Genomic DNA, 20,152 nt, shown 5'->3' with positions numbered 1-20,152 from the left:
CCCGTCAACCTGCTTTGGCCAGAAATGCACGACGCAGTTACGATTGTCGCCCAGCCGGAGTTTTCCAGCAAAAAAGCTGGCAAAAATGGTCGTCGTTCTCGCGAAAGGTACGCATCTTCGTCGCATCCGTGAGCCGCGCTTCACTGCGCTCGCGCCACCGCCCGCGATGTGCCGTTCTCCTTCGCGTTGGGTGCGATGCACGCGCTCGGGCGCGTTGGCGTTGGGCGCCGATCGGCTCGTCGGCTCGTTGCGCGTTGGGCCGGCGGCGCGTGCGCGGGCTCGTCGGTGCGCGCGTTGGGGTCGCCGGAGTGTGCGCCGGCGCGTCGCGCGCGGGACCGAGCGCCGTGAGCGTGCGCGTCGGAAGGCGGTTCCGCCGTGACGACCGGCAAGCCGGGGTGCCACGTGCGAACTGTGGGATCCGTCCGTGCGCGGGTCACGTTGCGCGTGCGGGCGGTGCGGCGGAAGGGCGTCGCGGGCTCGTTCGGGCTGCGCGCGGGGCGCGCGGGAAGGGCCCGAGATGGCGTGAAAATCCCACGACGTGACGAAGTCATGCGAGCGGCTCAGGGCGGAGGTGAATCAAGCAATGGGACGACGCAACTAGTCGCGCCGTTGACTTCGTCGATCCCGAGGCGGTATCGTCCTCGCCGCGTGGTCTTACGGAAGCGGTCACTTTCTCGCATACAAGTACAAGGTTGAAAGGAGCGTCGAGGATGTTTGTTGCCCTTCTAGAGGGAGGTCAGGCAGCGGCGACGGCCAGCAGCACCGGCGGCAATAGCCTGATGGAGGCGTTCCGTGAGAGTCCGCTTTTTCTTTCGATCAATCTCGTGGTCAGTGCGGTCGTCATCGCGATGATCGTGGAGCGCGTCGCGTTCCAGTTCACCAAGTACCGGGTGAACTCCAAGGAATTCTTCGCGCAGATCAAGAAGTTGGTCACGGCAGGCAACATCGATCGCGCCATCAAGTTGTGTGATGCGGGTGACTACCCGACCTTACAACTCGTGAAAGCGGGTCTCACCCACGCCAACAAAGGTCCGGATGAGATTGACGCTGCGATGAGCGAGAAGATTGGTGAGCTCAAGCCGGCCGTCGAAAAGCGCATCGGTTCGCTGTGGTCTCTCGCGAACATCGCCACCCTGATCGGTCTTCTTGGAACGGTTTACGGTCTGATTCACACCTTCGGCGCCGTCTCGAAGGAGGGCATCTCTGCCGCAGACCGTCAGCGCATTCTGGCCAACGGTATCGCGGAGGCCATGTACAACACGGCGTTCGGTCTGGGCATCGCCGTCATGTGCATGATCGCGCACCTCATCCTGCACCAGCGCTCCAAGAACATTCAGCACGATCTGGACGCCACCCAGGAGCGCGTCTTCAACCTGCTCACCATCTCGACCCGACCCGGCGGCTACTGAGGCGCCATCGCGCGCGGAGCCGTCCATGGAGAGACTGAGCGCCCAACAACGCAGCAAAATTCGTCGACTGTCGCAGCCGAAAGAGCTGGCGCCCGACGAAGAAGGAGGGGAGCTCAACATCGTTCCCTTCCTCGACATCATCACCAACGTGATGATGTTCGTGCTCGCCACGATCACGGTGACCTTCACGGCCACCATCGACTCCTTCCCGCCGCGCGCGGGTGGCGCGGGAGCTCGCGCGCCCACCACGCCGACCCTCGGGTTGACCATTCTGGTGGTGCCCGAGGGGTTCAGCGTGAAGGCGCGCGGCGGCAACGTCGCCCCGGGCTGCAACGAGGCAGGGCCGGGGCTCGCCATCGGCAAGACCGGCAACGAGTGGGACTACGCGAAGCTGACGGCTTGTGTGCAAAAGCTGAAAGCTTCGTCGGACGCGTTCAAAGACGAGACTTCGGTGACCATCAGCGGCAACCCGAACATCCCGTATCAAACGATCATCTCCACCATCGACGCCGTGCGCAGCGCGCCGGATCCCTCGGGTAAGGACATCGAGCTCTTTCCCGACGTAAGCTTCGGGGTGGCGCGATGACCGGGCAAAACTTGGAGCAGCAGCTGGGCCCCACGTCACCGGGAGGCGGCAACACCCCTCCGCCGCCGCGCCAGCCACCGGCGCCGATGGCGGTCTACAAGCGGGAGCTGCGCCGCGAGATCAAGCGCCGGGCGCTGGAGCCCGAGATCAACTTCCTCAACATCACCGCCATGCTCGACATGATGACCATCATCTTGGTCTTCTTGCTCAAGAGCATGAGCGCTCAAACGGCGTCGCTGCCCCAATCGGCGGACCTGACGATCCCGAAGAGCATCCTCACCACCGAGGCCTCGCAACAGGGCGTGGCCGTCCTCATCTCCAAGAGCTGGATCATCGTCGACGACAAACAAGTCGTCCCCGTCCCCGGCGACCCGACCCACGGCGTCGAAGGCAAATACAAGCGCGGCGGGCCCAACGATCTCTACATCACCGAGCTGGCGAGCCGCCTTCAAAGCTGGCGCGATCGCGACAAGCAGGTCCGCGCCAGCACCGGCAAAGACGCCACCGGCAGCGAGGCCATCATCATCGCCGACAAAGACACTCCGTATCGTCTCTTGGTCGAGGTGCTCTTCACCTTGGGGCAGACGGAGTTCAATAAGTTTCACTTGATGGTGCTGCAGGGGTCGAAGCGGTAGCCCTCGGACGGATCCGACGAACGAATCGTCGGGCCCGTAGGCCGGAGCTCGTTCGACGAATGCGTCAACCGCCAAGGCGCCACGGTCGCCAAGGGAATGAATCGAAAAATTCCCTCGGAGGACCCTGGCGCTTTTTGCGTCCTGGCGGTTGCCTCTTGCTTCGAGCAACGGCCGGGCATCGTGCTCGGCCATGGTCGAGCCGGCGCGCGTCAGCCGCCTGGCAGACCTCTCAGATCGGGGCTCGGCGGCGAATGAATCGACCGCCAGGGCGCAAGGGTCGCCAGAGGGAATGAATGGAAAAAATTCCCTGGAGGACCCTGGCGCTTTTTGCGTCCTGGCGGTTGCCTCTTGCTTCGAGCAACGGCCGGGCATCGTGCTCGGCCATCGTCGAGCAAGCCCGCGTCAGCCGACCTGGCAGGTCTCCTCGTCCGCCGCGATCGTGTTCAGCAGCTGACCGAGCCCGTCGATTTCGAGGGCCACGCGGTCGCCGGGCTGGAGCCACTGGTTGTTCGTGATCTTCGAGCCATTGAGCTCGAGGAAGCAGCCGGTACCGCAGGTGCCGGAGCCAATGACATCCCCGGGGTAGAGGGTGGCGCCGTAGCTGGCGCGCTCCAGGATTTGCGCGAAGGTCCAGTTCATGTCCTTCACGTTGCCGCGCGAGACCTGCACGTCGTTGACGAAGGCGCGCATCTCGAGGTCGAAGACGTTACCGCGATCGGTGCGCGTGGTGTGCGGCGCGAGCTCGTCGAGCGTACAGAGGTAGGGCCCCAGCGCGGTCGCGAAGTCTTTCCCCTTCGCGGGACCGAGCGACAGCTTCATCTCCTCCATCTGCAGAACGCGCGCGGAGAAGTCGTTCATGATGGTGAGCCCGAAGATGAGCTCGTCCGCCCGCGACGCCGGTACGTTGCGGCCTCGTTTGCCCACCACGATCGCCGCCTCGAGCTCGAAGTCGAGGCGATCGAGCTGCCGCGGGAGCACGCGAAGCTCGCCCGGCCCGACCACCGCCTGGTGGTTCGTGAAGTAAAAGACCGGGAACTGATCGAACTCGGGGATCATCTCCACCCCGCGGTTGCGGCGCGCCGTCTCCACGTGCTGGCGGAACGCGTAGCCGTCGCGCATCGAGGGCGGCCGCGGGAGCGGCGCGAGCAAGGTGACCTCCGCGGCGGGAACGAACAGCGACGCGCCGTCGAAGGATTCGTCGAGCTTGCCCTCGTGCGCGCGGCGAAGAAGCTCGTCGGCCGCGGGGCGAGCCTCGGCCGCGCGCTCGATGAACCCGAGCAACCCCGCTCCGTATCGCTCGGTGACGAACGCGCGATCGGCGTTTCGTCCGCGATCGCGCTCGAACCAGCGAAAGCCCGTCTCGAGATCGAGGATTCGCTGCCCATCGAGGATCCCGTAGCGGGTCGAACTGGAAGGATTCGGCGTCTGGAAGGTGACGAGCTTCAACGGTCTTCTCCTTATGTGCACGCGCACGTGCGCGCTTGCGTGCGCGGAGATTACCCAGAAGTCCGCCGCCTGTCGCTCGGAACTAGGCCGCCGGCGCCTCCGATTCCAAGCGCGACGTGATGAGCCGGAGCACCGCGTCTTCCTGCTCACGTTGGTAGAAGTGCCCGCCCGTAAAGACGGTCGAACGGAACTGCGATGTCGTACGGACCGCCCAGCCGGAAAGGTCCTCCACGGGGACGTGCGGATCGCTCGTGCCGCCCATCACTTCGAGCGGCACGGGGAGCGCCCCCGTGGTCTCCTGATCGCCCGATCCCGTGGCAATGGCAAAATCGGCCCGAAGGAGAGGTAGGAAGAGCTCCATCATCTCCGGGTGATCCAAGATCTCCGTCGGGGTGCCGCTGTAGCTCCGCAGCCGCGCGATGAACCGGTCCTCGGGCAAGGTGTGAATGGCCTCGTCCCGCTCGCGCGTGCCCCGCGCGGACAGAAAGAGGACGGACGGGAGCTTGGCCCCTGCGCGATGCAGGCGGTGCGCCACCTCGAACGCCAGCAGCGCCCCCATGCTGTGGCCGAAGATGGCGAACGGCCGGCCATCGAGCACGGAGCCGATGGCCTGCACCAGGGGCGGCAGCAAGGTGTCGAGCCTTTGGTGCGCCTTTTCACCGAAGCGCCGGCCGCGTCCGGGGAGCTCCACGGCGGCCACCTCGATGCCGGGGGCGAGCTTCGTCTCCCAGCTTTTGTACACCAGGGATCCGCCACCGGCGTACGGCAAACAAATGAGCTGGAAGCGCGCGCCGGGGATTTTGCGATGGGTGGGAAAATACGGATTGCTCGGAGGGGCCATGGATACCTGGTTCAATATTGAAAACTCTTCAAATCCGACCCGCGCGGAGCGGACTTGCGAATTCTATCCATAATCTTCGGAAAATAAAGCTGCGGATAGCGCAGGCGCGACAGGGCGTTGGGGCGCGTGTGATCGCCGTTCCAGCAATGCTCGGCGCGGTCACCGTAGTCGACCTCGCCTTCGTAGGGCGGGTTGCTCGTCTTCTTCAGGAACTCCTCGATCCGGTAGACCGCGTTGTTCAGATAGAAGTTGTCCATGTCCCCGACATAGATATGAATCTTGCCGCGCACTTTGGGCCCCAGGGTCGCCCAGTCGCGCTGGAGGATGTGCGACAGATCGTAATGATCGCGCCAGTAGGTCGCCACGTCGTGATCGATCACCCCCGTCTGCTTGTCCCAGATGTCCTTGGGGTATCCGTCGGCGCCGGCCGGTGAAAACACGGCCTGCCAGATGTCCAGCTGCTCGCCCGAGCGGCCGCGCGTGCCGAGCACCAGCTCGTAGCGGCTCGCGTCCTCGATGGTGGCGGAGACGTGACCGAGGTAGTTCCGCATGGAAGGGCGGGCGACCTTCTTCCAATAATCGTCGGTGTAGAACGCGTTTTTGTGGCCGTACACGTCGACCGTCATGTAGTCGCGGAAATCGACGGGGTCGGGGCACGCGGCCCAAATGCCGTTGAATCGATCCGGATAGAACGTCTGCACCGCCAGCGCCTCCCAGCCGCCGGTCGATCCACCGTACGCGAACCGCGCCCAGCCCTGCCCGATCGCGCGATACTTCTTCTCCAGATACGGGATCAACTCATCCATGATGGCGTCGCCGTACGGTCCGAGGTTCTTGGAGTTCACGGCGTACGAATCATCGTAATAAGGATTCGCGTGTTGAATCTCGATCAAGATCATGCGAGGGAACTTCGGCGACGTCCAATCTTTGTAAAGTTGGTGCGCGCTCTCCTGGACGATGCGGTTGTATCCCGCCAGGCGAAACCGGTCGCTGTAATCGGGTTTCAAATTGGGATCGGGCGGCGCTTCGCGGAAGTAGTCGATGTCGTGCATGAAATGCCCGTGCGAGATCACCAGCGGGTAGCGGGCGTTCGGGTGCTTGTCGAAGCCCTCCGGCAGGATCACGTGGGCGCCCAGGAACATGGGCCGTCCCCAGAACTTCGTCAGCAGCGCGCTCTGGATGCGCTCGTGCTTGACGTATTTGGTCTCGGCCGGGGGCGCGATGGGCGGGATGACGTGATCGAGCTCGATGCGGAAGGTCTCGGGCTTGGCCGGATCGACGGTGATCTTCCGGGGGGTGCTGTAGAGGTTCCCGGGCGCCTCCTCCCAGTGCTGGCCTTCGCCTCGATCCATGGGCAGCTTCACGGTGTGGCCGTCGCTTCGATGAAAGGTCTCGTAGCGGTGCAGAACGGCCTGCACGGTGTACGTGCCCGCGGGGACGTCGGCGAGGCTCGCCCGCGGAAAGCCGAGGGTCTTCGCGCCGATGAGCGCTTCTTTCCCAGGCGCCAAACCCTCGGCATCGACCCCGAAGATCTGCTGGGTCTTCAGCCCCACGCTGATCTGGAGCCGCGGCTCGCGCGCGTCGTCGTTCGAGAGCACCACGTAGACGCGCCCGTCCAGCGGCTCTCGGCTCTGGCTCTCCGGGAAGCTGACCGCGAAGCCGAGCGAGGGGGCGGGCGAAGGTGCAGGCGCGCGCGCCGCGCTCGGCGGGGATGGCTGCGCGGCGGCCGGCGGGGCAGCGGGGGGTGGCTGCGCGGGGCAGCCGAGAACGAGGGACGTCGAGAGGGTGGCGCCGAGCGCCAACGGGACGATTCGGTTCATGGGACAGCTCGCACACTTAGTGCCGAGCTCGCATTTCGGCCAGGCTTCCAGCGCCCGTTCGATGCTTGGAGGCGCGTTAGGCCGCCATCATCCTTCGCCGGCGCTGCAGATCCCGCCGCCGGCGTCCGTTCGCAGACACGTCTTGGAGGGCTGGTTGGCGCAGATGACCGCCGGGCAAAGCGGCCGGCAGTGTTGGTGAAAGGCGCTCACGGCGCGCGCGAATCGCTTCACCGCGTCGCTGTTCGCGTCGGTGACGGAGATATCGCAGCACTCGTCGCTCACCAGCGCCCCGCACTGATTCGGGGCGCCCAGGGTGCATTCCTTGGCGGCCGGTCGCAATCGGGCCACCTCGTCGCGAAGAACTTGGCAGCCCCCGCCCGCATCGCCGCCGCCGCTCGGGCCGTCCTCGTCGGCGCGCGCGTCGCCGAGGTTGGCGCCGTCCGAGACCCCGCCATCGGCTGGACGAGGGTTCCCCGAAGGATCGTCACTTCCGCATCCGACGAACCAACCTGCCCCGACGAAGCACGCCGAGACGAGCGACGACAAAGCCCTCGCCCGAGCGCGAACACGCATGGGTCCTACCTCCGTTGCGGGCCGCAGTTTACCCGGTGTGCCGCGCGCCTGCACCATGAAATGTCCAGGTGGGTAGAACGGATGTTTAGATGTCGCCGGGGTGGCACACGGGCGGTCGTGGTGGGCGTGTTCGATTTATTCCTTCGATTGGCGGGGCCGATACGAGAATCATTTCGATTGGCGCGATATTCGTTCGCGGCGCGCGCATTTCTCGGGGCATGCGCCAGTGAAGTGGGCGCGGGTTTATATAACCTATGAAAGTAAATTAGCGGGTTATTCGAACCTGATGTGTTTGGATTGGACGATCGCGGCGCGCCAGATATTCATGCACAGCCATATGAATGAGCGCGACCGTCAAATTGCGTAGACGTGCGGGCTTTCGGCGGCTATGTCATGGAACGGACGGCGCCGATGCTCGGTTGTCGCCCTTCGTTGGAGTGGGATACGCAGATCGATTCAGGAGCGAATCGCCCTTACAGGCGAGAAAGCTTCCAGCCAGTCGGTCTTTTGCCAGAACGGGTTTATCGATGACTTCCCATCGCATCTTGCCGCAGATCTTCGTGGCATCGTCGCTACCGCTCTTGTTGGCTGTGAGCGTGGGCGTGAGCGCCTGCGGCGGCAGCACGCAGTTCCAATCGGCCCAGGCGGTCGCGATCAATGGGACGCCGCCGCCGCCACCGCCCGCGCCGCCCCCGCCGCCGGAGCCCCCGAAGCCGCCGCCGCGCGTGGAGCTTCGCGACAACAAGATCGATTTCAAAGAGAAGATTCAATTTCAGGTGAACAAGGCGATCATCAAGGAGGAGAGCTTCTCCCTTCTTCACGACATCGCCGAGGTCATCAAAAAGAACCCGCAGGTCAAAAAGCTCTCGATCGAAGGCCACGCGAGCGCCGAAGGCAGCGCGCAGGCGAACAAGAAGCTCTCGGACGAGCGGGCCAAGTCGGTGGTGGAATACCTGGTCAAGAAAGAAGGCGTCGAGGCAGCGCGCCTCACCTCGAGAGGCTGGGGGGTCGAAAAGCCCATCGCCAGCAACGACACCGAGGATGGGCGTGAAAAGAACCGCCGCGTCGAGTTCCTGGTGACGGAGCAAGAGGTCACCGCCAAGAAGGTCGAGATCGATCCGGCCACCGGCAAAGAGCGCATCATCGACGAGAAAAAGAGCTTGGTCGAGGCTGGCGGCGGCGCCAATGCAAACGCCAACGTCTCGGCCGATACGAAGAAGAAGCCGGCCGGCGAAGGCGCCAAGAAGCACGAGGGCAAACACGAGGGCAAGAAGAACGACGCCAAGAAGGAGGACAAGAAGTGATGAAGAAGCTCCTTTTCGTTTGTGCAGCCCCCGCCGCGCTCTCGGCCCTCGCCGCGCTCACCGGTTGCGGCGGCGGCGCCATTCGCAGCCCCGACGTGTACCGCGATGACACCAAGGCCGCATTGAGCGCCAAAGACGCGGATATCCGGGCCTGCTACGACGACATCCTGAAGGGCAACCCCACGGCCTCGGGCAAGGTCACCGTCAAGTTCGAGGTGGAGACCGAGGGCGGGAAGATCCAAAACGTGACGGTCGACAAGGCCAACACGACCGCGCCCGATCCCGTCTCCCAGTGCGTCACCAAGAACATCTCCGGCGTCGCCGTCACGCCGCCCGACGTCCGCAAGGGCGAGGGCGTCTGGGTCTACGAGTTCAGCCCGCCGGCCGCATCATCGCCGGCCGCGGCCCCGTTGCCGTCCAAGACCTGACGGCCTCGCGGCGCTCGTTCCTCGCGTTACGCTCGTTCAGTTATCACGACGCCATCCGGCCCGGCACCTCGGTGTTCGGGTCGCGATGGCGTTTTGGGTTGGTGGCGGCGGCGTTGCGTTCGTGGTTCGTGGCGGCCGGTGTCTCGGCTCGTGGCGACGGCGGCGTGGTTCGTAGCGCCTGCGTCTTGGTTGGTCGCGCCGGCGTTGCGTTCGTGGCGTCGGCGTCTTGGTTCTTCGTGGCGACTGCGTCGCGTTGCGGCGGCGGCGTTGCGTTCGTGGTTCGCTTATTGGACGCGTTCGAGGATCCACGTGGGCCGCCCCGTGCTGCCGTGCAGATCGACCCGGGACCAGATATCGCTTTTGAACTCGCCTACGTGGGCGACGCGGTAACCGCGGCGACCGTCCAAGAGCTCGTGAAAGTAGCTCGTGGCGCTGGGATCGCCGCGGGTCTGGATTTGCGTGGAGGGCGTGATGACGCCGCCCTCTTCGGTTTTGGGCAGCGGGGTGAGGTAGCGCCACGCCCACCCCTCGCTGATCACGATCCAGCGCGGCTTTCGCGCCTCCACGTTCTCGAAGCGATCTTGCCGCTCTTCGAAGCCCGGCATGGGGTTGCGCCGCGCCGCGGGGTCGAGGCCAATGCGTGTAACATGCACGTTATCGGGAAAGCGTGGAATGTACACGTTCAGGCCGTACGTCTCGACCCGGTCGCCGGGGGCGAAGTGTTCGCGCATCCAGCGCTCGGCGTCGTAGCGGGGCTCGAGCAGGAGGTTGGCGTCGAGGTTGACGACCAAAAAGATGCCCCGCGCAAACGCCACGGCGAGCGCCGCCTGCGCGAAGAGGCGCGCGACCCTGCCGCGCAGCTCGAACAAAAAGGCGTGCACGGCCAGGCCCGCGTACACGGCGAGCATGAGCGACTGCGGAAGGATGAAGCGGTGCTCCACCCGGCGGGCGATGCAGTTGAACGCCAAGGTGAAGGAGATGCCCGTGAGGAGGGGCGCGAGCCCGGCCACCCAGCGCGAAGGCGCCTCGTGCTTCTTGCGCCAAAGGTGGAGCACGATGCCGCCCACGGCCAAGACGATGAACGCCGACGGCCATAGGCTCGCATAGAGGCGCGCCGTCTCCTCGATGACGCGGAGCCGGCCCGTCATATCGTTCGAATAGTTCGCGAAGTCCTGGCTGGCGGGGCCCACGAGGAACCCCAGCCTGGCGCGAAAGCCCGTGGGGTTCAGGATCACCGCATCGACGACGAGAAAGAGGCCCGCGCCGATCGCCAGGCCCCGCCCGAGCTCGCGCACGATGCCGCGCGCCCCCTCGCGCGCGCGCGGATCGAAGACGAACCACGCGCCGATGGCGAGCGGGGCGCCGACCAGGAACAGGGCGTACGCTTGATCCTTGGTGGCCACCGCCAGCACGGCGAGGATGACGAACGCGCGCAGGCGCCGCGGCTCGTTCCACGCGATGGCCCGTACGAGCGCGAGGAGGGCCAGCGATCCCCAAAAGAGGTAGGGGACGTCGAGGTTGGTCATCTTGCCGTAGTACGTGAACGAGACGTCGATGCCGGTGATCGCCGCGGCGCAATAGCCCGCGCGCCGATCGCGCACGGCCTCGGCGATTTTGGCCATCGCGTACGTGATGCCCAGGGACATGACCAGGGTCGTGAAGCGCGCGATGTACGCGATGCCCGTCATGTACGAGACGTTCAGGATCTCCGCGATGACGTCGGGCGGGGCCAACGATGGAGCGCGGAGCAGCGCCACGATGGTGACGGGGCTGGTGAGCAGGCCGAGCACGAGCAGATGAAACGGCGGGTAGGTGAAGTAGTGACCGGGGGTGAAGGTCTCGACCAGGCCGGCGAGAAAATCCCGCGGGGCCACGCCATCGTTGTCCCACCCATCGGACGCGGGCAGCCCCCAGCCGATCCCGACGACGCGAACGAGGGCGCAGGCGACGAGGATCCAGGTAAGAGGCGATCGGCCCCATTGCGCGAGCCGTTCTGCGTTGAATGTCGCCCGCCACCCGCGGCGGACCTCCGGTCGGAGGAAAGTCACGCCTTCCCAGTACCATGCCGCGGCTTTTTCGAACCAGTGGTAGACTCTCCCGCCCGTTGAGCGAAGCCACGTCCCCCGAAGCCCGAAATGATGGCGGCGAGAAGCCCGAGAGCGCTGAAAAACCGCTATTTCTCGCGGTCGTCTTCGATCGCATGGTCGGCCCCGTGCTGGATCTGCTCGACGAGCTGGGGGCCACCGCCATGCTCGCGAGCCGGACCTTTGCCTGGACCATTCGTCCGCCCTACCGCTGGTCGCAGCTGCTCATTGCGCTCGAGTTCATCGGGGCGGGCTCGGTGTTCATCGTGGGCCTGGTGGGGCTCTTCACCGGCATGGCCTTTACGGTCTCGAGCATCGTGGGCTTCCGTCAATTCTCGGCCGAGGGCATGGTCGGCGGCGTGGTGGCGCTGGCGCTCGCCCGCGAGCTGGCGCCCGTGCTCGCCGCCGTGGTGGTGACCGCCCGCGCCGGGAGCACCATGGCGAGCGAGCTCGGGAACATGCGGGTCACCGAGCAGATCGACGCCATCACCACCATGGGGGTGAGCCCGGTGCAGTTCTTGGTGTCGCCCCGGGTGGTGGCGACCACCTTGATGCTGCCGCTCCTCGCCATCTGCTTCGGCCTCGCCGGCATGATCGGCGCCTACGTGGTGGCGGTCCTATGGCAAGGCATCGACCCCGGCATCTTCTACGATCGCATCGAGCAGTTCGTCCAGCCCAGCGATCTGCGCATGCTCGGCACCAAGAGCGCCCTCTTCGGCCTCATCGTGAGCATCATCTGCTGCAAAAAAGGCTTCTTCGCATCGGGCGGCGCCCGCGGCGTGGGCGAAGCTACCGCCAAAGCCGTCGTCGCCAGCATCGTCGCCATCTTCGCGGCGGACTATGTGGTGACGACGATGATGACGGAGCTCTGAGCTCTGAATCAGCGAGCAGAACTCTCGAACAAGATGAATCAACCGCCAGGACACCGGGGCCGCCAAGAAGAGCACGGGGAGGTGGGGAGATCGAGGGCAGAGAATTTGGTGTTGAACGGGGCCGCCCGTTTTGAAACGACCTCCCGCTCTGACTGTTCTTTTCTTCTCGTTCTCTCGGCGATCCTAGCGCCCTGGCGGTCCCTTCTTTCTCGACGGCACTTCCGGATGAGAACTAGCTGAGCGACAGCATCCGATCGATGGGCGTGCGCGCGGCGGTGAGCAGATGGGACGGCAGCTCGAGGCGCGGTTCCAGATCGCGCAGGGCGAGGTAGACCTTCTCGAGCGTGTTCTTCTTCATGTGCGGGCACTCGTTGCACGCGCAGTTGGCCTCGGGCGGGGCCGGGATGAAGGTCTTCTCGGGCGCGGCCTTTTGCATTTGGTGCAGGATGCCGGCTTCGGTGGCCACGATGAACTCTTTGAGCGGGCTCGCGATGGCGTGCTTGAGGATGCCGGTGGTCGAGCCGATGTAGTCCGCCATTTTGAGCACGGTGGGCTCGCACTCGGGGTGGGCCAGCACCTTGGCCTCGGGGTGCCGCGTCTTCAGCGCGATCAGCTTTCGCTCGCTGAAGGTCTCGTGCACCACGCAGCTGCCTTGCCAGAGCACCATCTTGCGTCCGAGCTTCTTCTCCAAATACGCGCCCAGGTTTCGGTCGGGCGCGAAGAGGATCGTTTTGTCGGGGCCGATGTGGTCGACGATCTTCTCGGCGTTGGACGACGTGACGATGTAGTCGGAGAGGGCTTTCACCTCGGCCGAGCAATTAATGTAACTTACAACGACCGAGTTGGGGTGCTGCGCCTTCCAGGCGGCGAACTTGTCGGCGGGGCAGCCGTCGGCCAGGGAGCAGCCCGCGTCCAAGTCGGGGAGCACCACGATCTTGTCCGGGTTCAGGATCTTCGCCGTCTCGGCCATGAAGTGCACGCCGGCGAAACAGATCACGTCGGCCGTGGTCTTGGCGGCCGCTTGCGAGAGCTGCAGCGAGTCACCGATGACGTCGGCGACGTCTTGAATGTCGGAGTCTTGGTAATAATGGGCGAGAAGGATCGCGTTGCGCTCCTTCTTCAAGCGCGCGATCTCGTCCTCCAGATCGAGGCTCGGGTCGATGGGCGCACGCAAGGTGCCGGCGCGGTCGGGCGCGCCGGCTATTGGGAGAGACGTCATGCTTGGGAATCTAGGCCCGCCCAGAAGGTCCGTAAAGGCACCCCACCGACCAGGCTGCTAGGGCGCCGGACCGGCCGGCGCCCCAGGTTCGGCGCTCAATCCAGCGCGGCGTGCTCGTGATCCGGGTCGGCGGCCGGGCCAGCCTTCTCGCGGCGCACCACCCAGAGAAGCATGGCGGGCAGCGCGGGGAGCGAGAGGACGGCGGCGGCGATCAGACCTCCGATGACGACGGTGGCCAGGGGGCGCTGCACCTCGGCGCCGGGACCGGTCGCGATGGCCATGGGGACGAAGCCGATGGCCGCGACCAGCGCGGTGCTGGCGATGGGGCGCAGGGAGGCCATGGCGGCGTTCTTCACCCGCTCCTCGGGGGGCAGGTCGTGCGACTGCGCGATCAGGTTGGTGGTCATCACCACGCCGGTCATGACGGACACGCCGGAGAGCGCGATGAAGCCGACACCCGCCGGGATGCTGAACGGAAGACCGCGCCCCACCAGCGAGATGGCGCCGCCCGCGATGGCGAACGGGAGGTTCAAGACGGTGACCAGCATGTACTTCACCGACTTGAAGGCCATGACGAGCATCAGCGCGATGACCCCGAGCGCCACCGGCACCAGCAGCGAAAGGCGCGTCTTGGCGCGGTTGAAGTTCTGGAACTGACCGCCCCAGGTGAGCTCGATCCCGTGCGGGATCTTGAGCTGCGCCACCTTGGCCTGCGCCTCGTTCACGAAGCCGACCAGATCGCGTCCGCGGATGTTCGACTCGACCACCAAACGGCGCTTCATCTGCTCGCGGCTGATTTGGACGACGGTCGACTCTTGCTCGATGTCGGCGACCAGCGACATGGGCACCAGCGAGCCGCGCTCCGTGTAGACGGGCAGGCGCGCCAGATCGTACTCGTTTTGGATCTTGTCGCCGCCGATGCGCAGGTTCAAATCGAACACGCGCTCGCCCTCGCGCACCTCGGCGATGTTTTCGCCGGCGCGCGTCATGGTCACCGCGTCGAGCACGGAGCGCGGTGGCACCCCGAGGCGCGCGGCGCGATCGCGCGCGAGCTTGACCTTGATGGAGGGGAGCCCGGTCGGGATCTCCATCTTGACGTCGGCGGCGCCCGGGACTTGCGCGACGGTGCGGCGGATTTCGTCCGCCAGCTTTCGCATCTCGTCCAGGTCGTAGCCGAACACCTTGATGGCCAAGTCGCTCTTGACGCCGGCGATGAGGTCGTTCACGCGCATTTCAATCGGCTGGCTGAAGGCGTGAATGGTGGCGGGCACGCGGGCGTTGAGCCGCTTGGACATCTCTTCGACGAGATCGTCCGGCTTCACGCCGTGGCGCCACTCCTTTTGCGGCTTGAGGATGACGAAGACGTCGCTCGACTCCGGACCGGCGGGATCGACGGCGCCCTCCGGCCGGCCGATGCGGTTGACGATGGTCTTCACCTCCGGAATGTCGGTGAGGGCCCGCTCCGTCTCCTCGCCGAGGTCGATCGCCTGCGACAGCGATACGCTCGGCGGCCTGCGCGCGTCGATGGCGAAGGAGCCCTCGAAGATCTTCGGCAAGAACTCCGCGCCCAAGGTGCTGCCGAAGCCGAGCATCACCACGGCCAGCGCGAACGTCGCGCCGATGGTGATGAGCGGCCGGTGCACGGCGAACTCCACGGCGGGCGAGTAGACCTTGGCGAGCTGCCGCGCGAGCCACGGCTCCTTCGGCTCCGGCACGCTCTTGAAGAGGGCAGGGGCGACGGCCGGCACGATGACGAGCGCATAGAAGAGCGCGCCCAGGAGCATGAACACCAGCGAGTAGACGACGGGGCGGAACATTTTGCCCTCCACGTCCTCCAGGGTCACCAGCGGGAGAAAGACCAGGGTGACGATGATGACGCTGAACACCACCGGGCGCGCCACCTCTTGCATCGAGTGGAGCATCGCGTGCCGTCTGCGCACGCGATCGGCGGGGGAGCCCAGGTGGGTCATCACGTGCTCGACCACGACCACCGCGCCCTCGACGACGATGCCGAAGTCGACGGAGCCGAGCGACATGACGTTGCCGCCCAGGCCCATGGCGGTGAGGCCGATGAAGGCCATCAACATGGCGAACGGGATGGCGCCGGCCACCAAGAGCCCCGCGCGGATGCTGCCCAGGGTCAGGAGCAGACAGACCACGACCAAGGTGGCGCCCTCGGCCAAGTTCGACATGACCGTCTTGAGCACGCGGTCGATGAACTCCGCGCGGTCGTAGTACGGATCGATGTAGACCCCGTGGGGCAGGCGCGGCTTGATCTCCTCCAGCGCCTCCTTCACGCGCTGGACGACCTCGCGGCTGTTCTCGCCTTTGAGCATCCACACGCTGGCGCCGACGACCTCGCCGCGGCCGTCGCGGGTCATGGCGCCTTGGCGCAGGGCGGGGCCGGTGTCCACCGTTCCCACCATGCCGACCCGGATGGCCACGTTGTGCTCGTCGGAGCGGATGACGCTGGAGGCGATGTCTTCGAGCCCCCGGAAGCGCGCATCGCCGCGGAGCACGATTTGCTCGCCCGCGTGCTCGATGTAGCCGCCGCCGGCGAGCGCGTTGTCGCGCTCCAGCGCCTTGCGCACGTCCTCGATCGATACGCCGTGCGCCGCGAGGCGCGCGGGATCGAGGGTCACTTGGTACTGCTTCACCGAGCCGCCGAAGCCGACCACGTCGATGACGCCTCGGACCTGGCGGAGCCGGGGGCCGATCTGCCACTCGACGATGGTGCGCAGCTCTTCTTCGGCGCGCGCATCTTCGCGCTCGGTCTTGAGCTCGAACATGTAAATCTCGCCCAGGCCGGTGGCGATGGGCCCGAGCTCCGGGCGGCCGATGTCCTCTGGGATCACCGCGCGGATCGAGCTGAGCCGCTCGTTGACCAAGGCCCGGGCGAAGTACACGTCGACGTCGTCGCGAAAGACGAGCGTCAGGATGCTGATGCCGAGCTTGGTGATGCTTCGCATCTCCTTGAGCCCCGGCAAGCCGGCCATCGTGCGCTCGAGCGGCTGCGTGATTTGCGTCTCCACCTCGGTGGCCGAGAGGGCGGGGACGCGCGTGACCACCTGCACCTGAATGTTCGTCACGTCGGGCACGGCGTCGATGGGCATGTGCGTGAAGGCGACGCCGCCCGCGACGATGCCCATGACCGTGAGGAGCCCGACGAGCAGCGGGTTGGACGCTGCCCATGCGATGAGTGCTTTCATTGTTTCGATGCCTCGCCGCGGAGCAAGAACGCCCCCTCGACGGCGATGCGCTCTCCCGACGTGACCCCCTCCAGGACCTCCACCAGGTCGATCGTGCGCCTGCCCACTTTGACGGGCCGGATCTCGAAGGTCCCCGGCTCGCGTTCCACGAAGACCACGTCCTCTTCGCCGAGCGGCTGCACCGCGCCGCCCGCGACCAGCATGCGGCCGGCGGCGGTGTCGGCCGGCAGCTTGATTTGCGCGCGCAAGAAGAGGCCCGGCTTCAATTGACCATCGGGGTTGGGGACGGACACGCGCGCGCGCACCGCGCGGGTGAGCCCTCCGACCTGCGGATCGAGCAAGGTGATCTTGCCTTTGAAGACCTGCCCCGGGTGCGCGTCGATCTGCAGCTCCACCTCGGCGCCCATCTTGAGGTACGAGACGTCGGACTCGTGCACGTCCAAGGTGGCCCAGAGCTCGCTCAAGTCGGCGACGATGAAGGCCTTGTCCGCGGGCTGGATGAACGCGCCCAGGTTGACCTTGCGCGATACGACCACGCCGTCGATGGGCGAGGTGAGCGCCAAGGTGCCCGCGGTGGCCACCACGTTCTCATTTTGCGGCACGCCCACGCGAAGGGCATGGAGCCGCGCTTCGGCGGCGGCGAGGTTGGCCTGCGCTTGGTCGGCCTCGCTGCGCGCGACCTCCGCCTCGCGCGCGGTGGTCAACTGGCGCTGCAAGAGCTCCGCCTCGCGCGTGCGGTTCTTGGCGGCGGCGGTGGCCGCGGCTTGCGCCGACAAGAACTCTGCTTGGGCCGACGCGATCGAGGGGATCACCACCGTGCCGAGCACCTTGCCCTTCTTCACGGGATCGCCCGCGCGCACGCTGACGGTGGCCACGCGGCCCTCCAGCGGCACGCCGATCTCCGCGTAGTGATCGTAGTTGTAGTCGAGCGTGCCCGGCACGCGCAGGGTGCTGCTGTGCGCTCCCGCGCCCGCGGGCTCCACGCGAACGCCCAAGCGCTTGAGCGACTCGACCTCCAGCTTGACGGTGCGCGGGCCTTGCGGCGCGGTCGCGGCCGTGGTCTGCGTCTTCTCGCTGGCGGCCGATTTGTTGCAACCTGCAACCATACCGGTCGTCATGCCGGCGACCGCGACGGTCACCGCACAGACCGCAGCCGCCCACGCTTTCGAGTTTCGATTTCGATATCGATCGATGCAGATCATGGCAAATCCCCCATGAGCACGACCATGTCGCCGTACGTGTGCCAAGCGGTGGATATGAAATCAAGCCGTCGCGCTTGGGCGGCGGAGAGATCACGACGGGCAATGAATGTACGCACGAGCTCGACCTTTCCAGCTAAAAATGCAGCTTGGGTAGCGTCCACGACGCGCTGCGCGGCGGGGATTCCAACTTTGTCGAGCGCTTCGATACCGGCGCGTATTTTGATGTACGCCTCGAACGCGTGATCGGCCTCGACGGAGATGGCGCGCTGGGTGGCCTCACGAACCCCCTGCACGCGCCCTTGTTCGGCGCTGGCTTTTGCAATTTCGCCCTGATTGCGGCGCAGGATGGGGAAGGTCCAACCGAGGCCGGCGCCGTAGCGGACCTCGCCGGTGTCCCCGCGCCCTCCCGTGACGAGCACGCTGATGGGCGGCGAGCGCTCGGCCTCGGCGCGTTCGCGCTGCGCCTGCCAGAAGAGCGACTCTTTGCCGAGCGACCGCAGGAGCGGCGAGACGTTGAGCACCCGGCCCACGAACGCCTGCTGCGTATCGACGTGCAGCTCCGGGACGTCCACCGGCACGCCGGCCGGCGGATCGTCCAGGTGCCCGCCCATGAGCAGCTCGAGCTCCTGGCGCGCGCGAAGGAGATGAATGCCCGCCTCCGCGCGCAGCTGCGACCAGCGCGCGAGCTCGGCGTCGGCCAAGCTGCGATCGACCAAGTTCACGTCGCCCGCCACCAGCCGCTGCGCGTAATACTGCGCCTCGGACTGCGCCTCCGACTCTCCTCGTTCGGCGAGCATCATGCGCGAGCGCGCGACCAGCGCATCGCCATACGCGGCGATGGCCGCGCCGGCGACCCGGGCGCGAACCTCGTCGCGGCCGAGCGAGCGCCAATCGACGAAGGTCTCGGCCTCGCGGATACGCTTGCCGCGCTGTCCGCCGACCTCGATGGGTAGCGCGAGCTGGCCCTGCACTTGAGTGTCGTGCGTGACCCCGCGCCCATAATCGAAGATGACTTGGAGCGATGGGTTGCCCAAGGACGAGACGCGCGCCCCCAAAATACCCGCCCGCGCGACACCCACGTTTCCAGAAGCTTCGGTGACGGCGAGCGCACGTTCGCGCGATCGCTGGACCACCTCCGACAGGGGTGGCCACGCGGCGCGAGCCTCCCGCTCGACGGCGAACAGCGGAAAAACGAGAGCGATAAGACAGACGATGACGATTGGGGGAGCACCCAAAGAACGAGACACCACGACCTCCAGCTGGGATTTCACGACCGGTACGACCGAGACTTTGACCATCGCGCGTTTTGCACATTGGTGCGCACGCACGTTTTGCGCGTGAGCCGATGCTCGACGAGCGTACGTCGCGATGAAACCCCCAACCGCGCGCGTTTGCCTCTAGATCGAGAAGAACGTTCTAGAGAAGAACGGCCGCGCTATCATGCTCGCACGCCGATGGCGCGCTATCTCGGGACTTTTTCGTGCAATCCCACGAAGGACTGCGAAGTTCGCAAGGGCGGCGGTAGAGCTTTGAGCGCGCCCGCGCAAGTCAGCCGCATAATCGGTGTCGCATCAGGTATGAAGGCCAGAACCTCTTCGAGAGGATCGTCGCCATCGGTTTCGACCCCGCTCGCAGCATCCAGCTGCGCATAGTCGTAGACCGGGGCTTCGTCTTCTGGCGAGCTCTGGAATTCGCTTGGGCCGTCTTGGTGAACCAGGACCGAGAACCCCGAATCGGCGTTGGCCACGTGGCATCGGGTCACGTCCGCGGGGGACACGGCCACCCGCTCGACGCCTGCAGCCATCGCCACGCGCGGAAAGACGCCCCACACCACGGCGAGGACGACGACCAGCGAAACGAGCCACAGAGCGAAGTGCTTCATTGTCCAGAAAACGGCTCGTAACTCTTGTGGTCGTCGCAGCCACATGTCAAGCACGCATGCATCGACCGAGCTTTCGGTCGCATTTCCTGCGGGTTTTTTGGTGTGCAATCAACGCGCAGGGAGCGGGCGCTTCAGCAAACGCGACGAGATGTGCTCGCCCAGCGCCTCCGCCATGAGCTTCTCCACGAAGACCGCGACCTTCTCGCGCTCGTCGTCGTCGTTGAAGAGAAAGCGAATGCCCATTCCTGGCGGTTGATCCTCGGTCGCGCGATCGTCCGTCACCGTCCACATCACTTCGCCCTTGAGCCTTAGCTGGCCCTCGCGCGACGGAAACGACAAGACGAAAACGAACTTGGTTCCTACGTCCAGCGGCTTGGCCGTGCGGATGAACGTGCCGCCCTTGGAGATGTTTTTCGTGTAGTCGGCGAAGAAGGTATTCAGCCGCTTGTAGTCTACACGCAGTGTGATGGTGGAGCGCTCGGTCGTTCGCTTCTCCAAGGAGAAGGGAAGCTCGGCGGAAAGGTCGTCCACTCCATCGTCGCTCGCGGAACCGAGGATCGGTCCCGGCGCATTGCTTTCCATGAGAGGGTAACGATATCACAGTTGCAGGGCACCAAGGTCAGCGCCGTGCGAAAATTCCGG

17 protein-coding genes are annotated in these 20,152 nt (G+C 65.6%); 6 read left to right on the top strand and 11 right to left on the bottom strand.

Going from position 1 to position 20,152, the window contains the following annotated elements; genetic code table 11:
• Window positions 1-710: 710 nt before the first annotated feature.
• Genes LZC94_34655 through LZC94_34645 form a run of 3 tightly spaced genes read left to right on the top strand, consistent with a single transcriptional unit; the run spans window position 711 to window position 2,630 of the window.
• Entirely contained in the window at window positions 711-1,409 is a 699-nt protein-coding gene (locus LZC94_34655) for a MotA/TolQ/ExbB proton channel family protein (GenBank protein WXB12979.1), read from the top strand.
• A 25-nt stretch (window positions 1,410-1,434) separates the two neighbouring features.
• On the top strand, window positions 1,435-1,995 hold the full coding sequence (locus LZC94_34650) for a biopolymer transporter ExbD (protein ID WXB12978.1): 561 nt from the start codon (window positions 1,435-1,437) through the stop codon (window positions 1,993-1,995).
• On the top strand, window positions 1,992-2,630 hold the full coding sequence (locus LZC94_34645; GenBank protein ID WXB12977.1) for a biopolymer transporter ExbD: 639 nt from the start codon (window positions 1,992-1,994) through the stop codon (window positions 2,628-2,630). Before LZC94_34650 ends, LZC94_34645 begins: the two co-directional genes overlap by 4 nt.
• Window positions 2,631-3,032: 402 nt before the next feature.
• On the opposite strand, the gene LZC94_34640 is transcribed toward LZC94_34645, so the two are convergent.
• The 4 genes from LZC94_34640 to LZC94_34625 all read right to left on the bottom strand — a co-directional run bounded on the left by LZC94_34640 (window position 3,033) and on the right by LZC94_34625 (window position 7,310).
• Window positions 3,033-4,076 carry a fumarylacetoacetate hydrolase family protein gene (locus LZC94_34640; protein WXB12976.1) on the bottom strand — a complete coding sequence of 348 codons (1,044 nt, stop codon included), beginning with the start codon at window positions 4,074-4,076 and terminating at the stop codon, window positions 3,033-3,035.
• A gap of 82 nt (window positions 4,077-4,158) precedes the next feature.
• Window positions 4,159-4,917, bottom strand: a complete 759-nt coding sequence (locus LZC94_34635) for an alpha/beta fold hydrolase (protein ID WXB12975.1) — start codon at window positions 4,915-4,917, stop codon at window positions 4,159-4,161.
• A gap of 11 nt (window positions 4,918-4,928) precedes the next feature.
• A complete protein-coding gene (locus LZC94_34630; protein ID WXB12974.1) occupies window positions 4,929-6,737 on the bottom strand; it encodes a hypothetical protein in 1,809 nt (602 codons plus the stop codon).
• An 87-nt stretch (window positions 6,738-6,824) separates the two neighbouring features.
• The gene (locus tag LZC94_34625) at window positions 6,825-7,310 is read right to left on the bottom strand and encodes a hypothetical protein (GenBank protein ID WXB12973.1); all 486 of its coding nucleotides are present in this window, start codon (window positions 7,308-7,310) and stop codon (window positions 6,825-6,827) included.
• A 527-nt stretch (window positions 7,311-7,837) separates the two neighbouring features.
• Here LZC94_34625 and LZC94_34620 point away from each other — a divergent pair.
• Together LZC94_34620 and LZC94_34615 are read left to right on the top strand one after the other, a co-directional pair.
• Complete coding sequence (locus LZC94_34620; protein ID WXB12972.1) at window positions 7,838-8,614, top strand: OmpA family protein; 777 nt, start codon at window positions 7,838-7,840, stop codon at window positions 8,612-8,614.
• Window positions 8,614-9,042: an AgmX/PglI C-terminal domain-containing protein gene (locus LZC94_34615; GenBank protein WXB12971.1), complete on the top strand. Its 429-nt coding sequence runs from the start codon at window positions 8,614-8,616 to the stop codon at window positions 9,040-9,042. The genes LZC94_34620 and LZC94_34615 overlap by 1 nt, the downstream gene beginning before the upstream one ends.
• A 284-nt stretch (window positions 9,043-9,326) precedes the next feature.
• Here the strand turns inward: LZC94_34615 and LZC94_34610 are convergent, their stop codons facing one another.
• Window positions 9,327-11,090, bottom strand: a complete 1,764-nt coding sequence (locus LZC94_34610; GenBank protein ID WXB12970.1) for a glycosyltransferase family 39 protein — start codon at window positions 11,088-11,090, stop codon at window positions 9,327-9,329.
• 56 nt (window positions 11,091-11,146) lie between these two features.
• Here LZC94_34610 and LZC94_34605 point away from each other — a divergent pair, with 56 nt between their 5' ends.
• Window positions 11,147-11,998: an ABC transporter permease gene (locus tag LZC94_34605; protein WXB12969.1), complete on the top strand. Its 852-nt coding sequence runs from the start codon at window positions 11,147-11,149 to the stop codon at window positions 11,996-11,998.
• A gap of 232 nt (window positions 11,999-12,230) precedes the next feature.
• Here LZC94_34605 and nadA read toward each other — a convergent pair whose 3' ends face one another.
• The 6 genes from nadA to LZC94_34575 all read right to left on the bottom strand — a co-directional run bounded on the left by nadA (window position 12,231) and on the right by LZC94_34575 (window position 20,092).
• Window positions 12,231-13,217, bottom strand: coding sequence for a quinolinate synthase NadA (gene nadA, locus LZC94_34600; GenBank protein ID WXB12968.1), 987 nt, complete (start codon window positions 13,215-13,217; stop codon window positions 12,231-12,233).
• A 95-nt stretch (window positions 13,218-13,312) separates the two neighbouring features.
• Window positions 13,313-16,426, bottom strand: coding sequence for a CusA/CzcA family heavy metal efflux RND transporter (locus tag LZC94_34595; GenBank protein WXB12967.1), 3,114 nt, complete (start codon window positions 16,424-16,426; stop codon window positions 13,313-13,315).
• Window positions 16,423-17,565 carry an efflux RND transporter periplasmic adaptor subunit gene (locus LZC94_34590; protein ID WXB12966.1) on the bottom strand — a complete coding sequence of 381 codons (1,143 nt, stop codon included), beginning with the start codon at window positions 17,563-17,565 and terminating at the stop codon, window positions 16,423-16,425. Before LZC94_34590 ends, LZC94_34595 begins: the two co-directional genes overlap by 4 nt.
• A 59-nt stretch (window positions 17,566-17,624) precedes the next feature.
• Window positions 17,625-18,875, bottom strand: a complete 1,251-nt coding sequence (locus tag LZC94_34585) for a TolC family protein (protein WXB12965.1) — start codon at window positions 18,873-18,875, stop codon at window positions 17,625-17,627.
• 215 nt (window positions 18,876-19,090) lie between these two features.
• Window positions 19,091-19,564: a hypothetical protein gene (locus LZC94_34580; protein WXB12964.1), complete on the bottom strand. Its 474-nt coding sequence runs from the start codon at window positions 19,562-19,564 to the stop codon at window positions 19,091-19,093.
• Between the two features lie 54 nt (window positions 19,565-19,618).
• Window positions 19,619-20,092, bottom strand: coding sequence for a TIGR02266 family protein (locus tag LZC94_34575; protein ID WXB12963.1), 474 nt, complete (start codon window positions 20,090-20,092; stop codon window positions 19,619-19,621).
• Window positions 20,093-20,152 lie beyond the last annotated feature (60 nt).

The sequence above is a fragment of the Sorangiineae bacterium MSr11954 genome (assembly GCA_037157815.1).
Taxonomy (GTDB): domain Bacteria; phylum Myxococcota_A; class Polyangia; order Polyangiales; family Polyangiaceae; genus Pendulispora; species Pendulispora albinea.
The sequence above is the reverse complement of the archived record's forward strand: the minus strand, read 5'-3'. Positions and strand labels throughout refer to the sequence as shown.